The organism is Arthrobacter sp. TB 23, from assembly GCF_000294595.1.
In the GTDB taxonomy this organism is placed as follows: domain Bacteria; phylum Actinomycetota; class Actinomycetes; order Actinomycetales; family Micrococcaceae; genus Arthrobacter_D.
Window position 1 is genome coordinate 1 of sequence record NZ_ALPM01000102.1, and the last position, 7640, is coordinate 7640.

The 7640-nt window shown below is 65.3% G+C and carries 8 protein-coding genes; 2 read left to right on the top strand and 6 right to left on the bottom strand.

What is annotated here, in order from left to right; all coding sequences use genetic code 11:
• The 3 genes from B384_RS0114210 to B384_RS0114220 all read right to left on the bottom strand — a co-directional run.
• Positions 1 to 1033: aconitase family protein (locus B384_RS0114210; protein ID WP_019483770.1), on the bottom strand; the 1033-nt coding region annotated here is incomplete at its 3' end.
• Positions 1034 to 1089: 56 nt separating this feature from the next.
• Complete coding sequence (locus B384_RS0114215; protein WP_019483771.1) at positions 1090 to 2403, bottom strand: class I SAM-dependent RNA methyltransferase; 1314 nt, start codon at positions 2401 to 2403, stop codon at positions 1090 to 1092.
• Positions 2400 to 4376, bottom strand: coding sequence for an APC family permease (locus B384_RS0114220; protein WP_019483772.1), 1977 nt, complete (start codon positions 4374 to 4376; stop codon positions 2400 to 2402). The genes B384_RS0114215 and B384_RS0114220 overlap by 4 nt, the downstream gene beginning before the upstream one ends.
• Before the next feature lie 127 nt (positions 4377 to 4503).
• Here B384_RS0114220 and B384_RS0114225 point away from each other — a divergent pair, with 127 nt between their 5' ends.
• Both B384_RS0114225 and B384_RS0114230 read left to right on the top strand, forming a co-directional pair.
• Positions 4504 to 5178, top strand: coding sequence for a potassium channel family protein (locus B384_RS0114225; RefSeq protein WP_024477335.1), 675 nt, complete (start codon positions 4504 to 4506; stop codon positions 5176 to 5178).
• The gene (locus B384_RS0114230) at positions 5175 to 5891 is read left to right on the top strand and encodes a potassium channel family protein (protein ID WP_019483774.1); all 717 of its coding nucleotides are present in this window, start codon (positions 5175 to 5177) and stop codon (positions 5889 to 5891) included. The genes B384_RS0114225 and B384_RS0114230 overlap by 4 nt, the downstream gene beginning before the upstream one ends.
• Here B384_RS0114230 and B384_RS0114235 read toward each other — a convergent pair.
• The 3 genes from B384_RS0114235 to B384_RS0114245 form a co-directional block, all read right to left on the bottom strand.
• Positions 5888 to 6628, bottom strand: coding sequence for a DUF3159 domain-containing protein (locus B384_RS0114235; RefSeq protein WP_019483775.1), 741 nt, complete (start codon positions 6626 to 6628; stop codon positions 5888 to 5890). The genes B384_RS0114230 and B384_RS0114235 overlap by 4 nt on opposite strands.
• Positions 6625 to 6972 carry a hypothetical protein gene (locus tag B384_RS0114240; RefSeq protein WP_026041204.1) on the bottom strand — a complete coding sequence of 116 codons (348 nt, stop codon included), beginning with the start codon at positions 6970 to 6972 and terminating at the stop codon, positions 6625 to 6627. The genes B384_RS0114235 and B384_RS0114240 overlap by 4 nt, the downstream gene beginning before the upstream one ends.
• A gap of 25 nt (positions 6973 to 6997) precedes the next feature.
• On the bottom strand, positions 6998 to 7640 hold a 643-nt coding region (locus B384_RS0114245; protein WP_019483777.1), incomplete at its 5' end, for a DUF3710 domain-containing protein.

Genomic DNA, 7640 nt, shown 5'->3' on the forward strand with positions numbered 1-7640 from the left:
TGGCGTAGGCCTCGACCAGTGCCAGGTTCTCCTCCGAGCGGCCGGTCAGCCGCAGGTAGTCCATGGTGACTTCGTCGATTGGGAACATGGCAGCGGTGGAGCCGAACTCCGGGCTCATGTTGCCGATGGTGGCGCGGTTGGCCAGGGGCACAGCGCTGACGCCTTCGCCGTAGAACTCGACGAACTTGCCGACGACGCCGTGCTTGCGCAGCTTCTCGGTGATGGTGAGCACGACGTCGGTCGCGGTGGCGCCGGCGGGGATCTCACCGGTGAGCTTGAAGCCCACCACCCGAGGGATCAGCATGGACACGGGTTGGCCCAGCATGGCAGCCTCGGCTTCGATGCCGCCGACCCCCCAGCCGAGGACGCCGAGCCCGTTGACCATGGTGGTGTGCGAGTCGGTGCCGACGCAGGTGTCGGGGTAGGCCTGCAGGGCGGTGGTGCCGTCGGTGGTGACCTCACGGGTCATCACCGTGCGGGCCAGGTACTCGAGGTTGACCTGGTGGACAATGCCCATGCCGGGCGGCACCACCAGGAAGTCATCGAACGCGGTCTGACCCCAGCGCAGGAACTGGTACCGCTCGCCATTGCGCTGGTACTCGATGTCCATGTTGCGCTCGAGTGCGTTGGCGTTCCCGAAAACGTCGATCTGCACCGAGTGGTCAATGACCAGTTCGGCCGGCGCCAGCGGGTTGACGCGCTTGGGGTCTCCACCGAGTTCGACAACTGCCTCGCGCATGGTGGCGAGGTCGACGACGCAGGGCACACCGGTGAAGTCCTGCATGATCACGCGGGCCGGGGTGAACTGGATCTCGGTGTGCGGCTGGTCGTCGGCGTCCCAGTTGGCCAGGGCACGCACCTGCCCGGCGGTAATGTTCACTCCGTCCTCGGTGCGGAGCAGGTTCTCCAGGAGCACCTTGAGACTGAACGGAAGACTGTCGGCGCCTGCTACCGCGCTCAGTCGGTAGATCTCGTACTGGGCGCCAGCAACATCAAGCGTTCCCTTGGCACCAAAGCTGTCCATGCTGCTCATTGCTGGGCTCCTCTCGCCTGCACCCGGGAACATCATCCTAGTCCGTTTGCGGTCCGCTATCCCTGGCTGGGCCGGAGTACCGCGAAGGACTCCATGTGGTGGGTGTGGGGGTACAGATCAAACACCCGGAGGGTGTCCAGTTCCCAGCCCGCCTGCTGAAAGTAGCCGACGTCGCGCGCAAACGACGCCGGGTCGCAGGAAACGTACCCGACAGCGCGGGGGCCCGCCGCAATTACCTCGGTGATGGCCGCCTGCCCTGCACCGGCACGGGGCGGATCGAGGACCACTACGTCAAGCGAGGGTTTGCGGTCACGGAGTACCCGGTCAACCTTGCCCTGCACAATGTCCACCTGACCCCGGCCATGGAGATTCCGTTTAGCGTCGCGGGACGCGCCCGGGGATCCCTCGACGGCGAGGACGCTGCCGGTTTCCCCGACCGCGTCGGCGATGGGGGCCGTGAAAAGCCCTGCCCCGGAGTAAAGGTCGGCGGCGCGTTCCCCTGGCTGGATGGCCAGCCCGCCGAGGACGGCGTCCATCAACAGTCCGGGCGCGCCCCGGTGAATCTGCCAGAAACCGTCCCCGGTGATCCGGTAGGTCTGGGATCCGACAGTTTCAGCCAGCCAGGTCTTGCCTTTCACCCGCTCGACGGTGCCCTTTTCCGGGTCCCAGAGGGCCACCGATGGTCCGTCGATCTGGTGGACGACGGCGGCGGTCTGTTTCCGCCGGGCACCGGGGGCCGGCACCAGGAGCACCAGTGGCGGGTCTCCTGCGGAGCCCACAGCGACCTCGACCCGCTGGATTCCGCTGAAGTTGACGGTCCACAGCTGTAGTTCGTTGATGGCATCGATGGCCAGCGGCATCTCGGCGACGGGGATCAGCTCATTGGAACGGTGGGCGTGCATGGCCAGATGCCCGTCCGGTGCGACCGCGAAGCTGGCCCTGGTGCGCCACCGCAGGCCGTCAGGGGATTCGCCGGGGACCGGCTCCACCTCAATTTCCCGGTCCACTCCGGCGAGGCGGTGAAGCTGCTCGCTGAAAACCGTTGCCTTCAACTTTCGCTGGGCGGCGAGAGCGATATGCCCGAACTCGGCGCCGCCCACCGGGGAAGCTCCGCGCTGGGCTGACAACAGGGCGTCAGCGAGCGGCCACGGGTGGTTGACCCGATCCGGGGAGGCCTGGACCACCTCGACCACGTCCGCACGCCAGAAGCTGGCGCCGTCGTCGTGCTCGGTTAACCGGGCACGCACCGTCTCCCCCGGCAGGGCGTGCCGAACGAAAATCACCCTGCCCTCATGTCGGGCGACGCAGTGGCCGCCATGGGCTACCGGGCCGATAGTGAGTTCTAGGGTGCCTGCCGGGTCATCTGTCACTGAAGATCCTGAAACTTTCGTGCGGCGTCAGAAGACGCGAGCTGCCAAGGGACACTTGCCACCATAACCCCCGGCTCGAAGTGCAGCCGGGTTTTGATTCGGAGTGCTGTCTGGTTGTGGACCAGCCGCTCCCACCAGCGTCCCACCACGTACTCCGGGATGTAGACCACGATCAGGTCCCTCGGCGAGTCGCTGCGGATGCTTCGGATGTACTCCATGATGGGCGTGATCGTGTCACGGTAGGGCGACGCCAGGACGGTGATCGGCACGGGAATCTCGTATCGTTCCCAGTCCTGCAGCGTCCGTTCGGTTTCCTCCGGGTCAACGTCGACCACGATGGCATCCAGCTTGGACGGACGGGACGCGCGGGCGAAGGCCAGGGCCCGCAGCACTGGTTTACGAACGAGGGACACCAGAATTACCGCGTGCACCCGTGAAGGCAACGCCCGGGAAAAGGTGTTGTCGTCGAGCGCCAGTTCGCGGGCCACCTGGTCGTAGTGCCGTTTGATGCCGTGCATGACGGCGAACAGCACCACCATCGCCAGCACCGCCACCCACGCCCCGTACTCGAACTTGGTCACCAGCACCACCACCAGCACGGCTGCGGTCAGCACGAAGCCGACGGTGTTGATGGCCCGCGACTTTTTCATCCGCCAACGGCGTTTTTTATCGGCGGTGCTCCGCAGCTCACGGGTCCAGTGCTTGATCAGTGCGGCCTGACTCGCGGTGAAGGAGACAAACACGCCGACAATGTAGAGCTGAACCAACTGGGTCACATCGGCACTGAACACCAGGATCAGCAGGATCGCTCCGGCGCCCAGCGCGAGGATGCCGTTGCTGAAGGTCAGCCTGTCGCCGCGGGTCCTGAGCTGGCGTGGCAGGTACCCGTCCTTGGCCAGGATCGAGGCCAGCACCGGAAAGCCGTTAAAAGCGGCGTGTCCTGCCAGCACGAGGATCAGGGCAGTGGCGCCGACGACCAGAACGAACGGCACAGCTGCTTCACTGAAAATGGTGCGGGCGAGCTGGCTCACCACCGGGTTCTGAATGTAATCCTCTGGCACCGGATTGCCGTCCAGCAGCAACTGTTCCTGCGGGTTCTGCACCACATGGACCTTCACCGCGTTCGCGAGGTAAATGACGCCCGCAGTCATCGCCCCTGCCGCCACCCCCAGCATCAACAGGGTGGAGGCGGCATTGCGGCTGCGCGGGGATTGGAAGCTTGGCACGTTGGCGCTGGGCACTTCCACCCCGGTCAGCGCGGCCGCGCCAGCGGAGAAGGCCCGCAGGATCAGGAGCGCCCCAGCCAGACCCACGAGACCGGCGTCGAGGGCTGGGTCGGGGATGATTTCGAACCGGGCGCTGGGGGCCTCGCCCAAAGTCCCGTTGAGCCGTTGGATGATACCGACGGCGCACATGCCCAGAATCGCAGCAAGGAAAACGTAGGTCGGGATGGCCAGGGCCAGCGCGTTACGCGTGACGCCGCGCAGGTTCAACAAGACCAGGACGACGACGCCTGCCACCGCCATGACCGTCTGTCCCCCGGCCAACCCGGGAGCCAGGGCTATGACATAGTGGGCAGCGGCCGACACCGATACGGCGACCGTCAGGACGTAGTCCACCATCAGCGCCGAAGCGACGGTGAGGCCAGCAGAGTTGCCCAGGTTGCGGCGGGCAATCCCATAGTCGCCGCCGCCAGTGGGATAGGCGTGGACGGCCTGCCGGTAGGAAGCGATCACCACCAGCAACACCACGAGCACCGCAAGACCCACCCATGGGGAAACCGACACGGCGGCCAGCCCCGCCAGGGCAAGGGTCAGCAGGATCTCATCGGGTGCGTATGCCACCGAGGAGAGGGCGTTGGCGGAGAACACCGGCATCGCGATCCGCTTGGGCAGGGTCTGATGCCGTAGCCGGTCGTTGCGGAACGGCTTGCCCACCACGACCCGCTTGGCGGCTTCAAAGAAAGTCAGCACAGCCCACAGACTAGCGCGTTTCCGCCCGCGCAACTCCATTAGGCTGGGTGCAGCGGACGCAGTGCCCCATCAGGGGGGCGGCGCCGACAAGCAGGCTGGCAATCGGTTGGAACGGCAGGTAGTACGGGTGGCGCATTTTGTAATCATGGGGTGTGGCCGAGTAGGCGTCAGCCTCGCTCACACGTTGGATGAGTCGGGACACACCGTCGCAATCATCGACCAGGATGACCGCGCGTTCCGGAGGCTCAGGGGCTCCTTTGGCGGCCGCAAGGTTACCGGGGTTGGTTTTGACCGGGAGACCCTGAAAAACGCCGACATCGAGAACGCCTACGCCTTCGCCGCCGTGTCCAGCGGTGACAACTCCAATATCCTCGCCACCCGGGTGGCACGCGAGACATTCCATGTGCCCCACGTGGTGGCTCGAATCTATGATCCAGGACGCGCGGAAATCTACCAGCGGCTGGGAATCCCCACGGTGGCGGCCGTACGCTGGAGCGCCGATCAGGTGCTCCGCCGAATCCTGCCGGAACAAAGCATCAACGGTGACTTCAGGGAAACCTCGGGCCGCCTGATCCTGGGCGAGCTCTCGTTGCACGATGGCTGGCTAGGCCGATCCCTCGCCGATATCGAAGCGGCCTCGGGGATCCGAGTCGCCTACCTCACCCGGTTTGGGGAGGGCATGCTGCCCACCTCGGAGACCAGCTACCAGGAAGGTGACATTGTGCATGCAATGATGCAGACCGCCGCTACCGACGAAATAGGGCGCATTCTCGCCAAGAAACCAGTGGAGGAGTCCGAGTGAGGGTTGTCATCGCGGGCGCGGGAAGCGTGGGATCTTCGATCGCCAAGGAGCTGCTCTCCAACAACCACGAGATCTTGTTGATTGACGAGAAACCCGAGGTGATTGGCCGCAGCGGGCTCAAGGGCGCCAAATGGCTGATCGGCGATGCCTGCGAGTTGACCACCCTGAAGGATGCCCGACTGGATGAAGCCGACGTGGTGGTTTCTGCCACTGGCGACGACAAGGTGAACCTGGTGGTGTCGTTGCTCGCGAAAAGCGAGTTCGGGGTGGGCCGGACCGTGGGCCGGGTCAATAACCCGAAAAACGACTGGATGTTCGACGACTCCTGGGGCGTAGACGTCGCGGTCAATACTCCCCGTCTGATGACTGCGCTGGTTGAGGAAGCAGTCGAAATCGGCGACCTGGTCCGGCTACTGACCCTGCAGAGCGGTGTCACCTCGATCGTCGAGTTTACTGTCCCCCAGGAGTCCCCGATCGTGGGTCGGACGCTGGGCTCGCTGATCCTGCCCGAGGACTGCACGGTGGTGGCAATTTTGCGCGACGATGCGTCGATTACACCGAGCCCGGACGACGTCGTCGAACCCGGAGATGAGCTGTTCCTGATTGCCGCGATCGCCGCGGAGGATGCGCTCCGGAGTGTCCTGTTGGCGGTTCCTGGGGAATCCGGGGATCCCGACGACGGCGGGCAGATCGACGCCCCCGGCCTGCCTTAGCTGCGTTCGCGGGGTTCGCTGGACTCCTGCGGTTGGGCCGTCGGGCGGGATACGAGCCAGGCGAGCCATAGCCCGAGTGCGTAGAGCGGAAGCCCCATGATCAGCCGGGTAGTTCCGAGCGCCACGAAATTCTCCGCGAAGTAGAGGGGCATCTGCACGGCGAGGCGGAGGCCGAGGACAGTCACGATAATCCAGGTGGCGATGGTGTAGGCCCTGACCCGTTTGGGGTCTTTCCGCCATTCGACGCCTTCGCCGCGGATAAAGCCGAACAGGAGGCCGGCAATCGGCCAGCGGACCGCTATGGAGATGACCATTGCGATGATGTAGCCACCATTGGTGAAGAAACCGGGAACGAAGAAGTCCTCGGCATTCCCGGTGCGGCCGGCAACGAAGGCGCAGATCGCCACGCCGATCAGACCGGACAGCGCCTGCGTCAGGGGTGTCCGTGAAACCAACCGAATGATCGAGAAGATGGCTGCTACGCCGATGGCCGCGATCAGGGAGACCTGCAGGTCCTGGTTGATCGTGAACATGACGGTGAAGATCAGGCCCGGCAGGATGCTCTCAGCCAGCCCACGGACGCCGCCAATCGACTGCAGCACGTCGATCTGCCCGTCGTCGCTGCGCTGCACCCCGGATCGTGCGGCGTACTGACCGGCCAACTCGGCGGCGGTAGGACCCTGACGCGGGGCCGGGTTATCCCCAGACGGGGTGCTGGGGGGTGGGGTGGTACTCACTGCTGTGCCTCCGGACGGCCGATGATTTCATAGCGTGGGTTGTAGATCGTGGGCATCCCGTCCACCGGGCTGACCATTCCTTCGAAGGCAATCTGGGTTCCGGCTTCAATGCCCGGAACCCGGCGTTGCCCGATCCAGACCAGCCGCACCTGGGCGGACCGACGTCGTGAGGCGTGTACCCGACGCTCGAATCCGGCGGCCCCCGGCGGCGTGTCGTCGGAGACCACCGCAGCGAACTGGGGCGCTGCGCCCCGTGGAAGAATGGTGATCCGGGAAATGAAACCCCGTGCCCGGGCACGCCCCCGGCTGGGAAGCCCCGCCACCGTGGCCGAATGCGGGGTCACGCCGATCCCATCGAAGCCCGGGCGGTCAGCCAATGTGAGTGATCTCGGGCCCGCGCTTCAGCGGATCGGTGAGATCGGGCTTCGGCGCCGCAGCGGCAGCCGGTGATGCGGTGGCAGTCTCCTTGGGAAGACGAAGCTGCAGCAACTCACGTGGCGGCAACGGGTGATCTCCCCGGACCACTACAACGTTGCGGAAAAGTTCTTCCATCGGTGCGGCAGCCTCGCGGTTGATCGCCGCCGGTCCACCAATCACTCCGCGCAGGAACCATCGGGGGCCGTCCACTCCAATGAACCGGGCAACCCGGTACCCAGGCTGGCCATCGGGGGTTTGAGCCGGAAGTTTGGCCACCAACTCGGTGCCGAAGGAACCGACCCGGTCCTGGACCGTTCCGCCCTGCGCGCCGACCGAGACGCCGATCTGGGACCGAATCTCGTCCCAGAGGCCGTCGGTGCGTGGTGCGGCGAACACCTGCAACTGCAGGTTGGAACCGTTAAGGTCCAGGGTGACAGCGATTACCCGTTTGGTCTTCTCTTCCACCTCGAGCCGAAGCTGGAGACCCTCGGCTGCGCCGATACGCAGCGCTCCCAGGTCAATATATCCGGCGTCGGAGTCCTTCTCCGACACGTCAAACGGGCCGTTGCTCCGCGAGACGACTACGCCGGCAGCC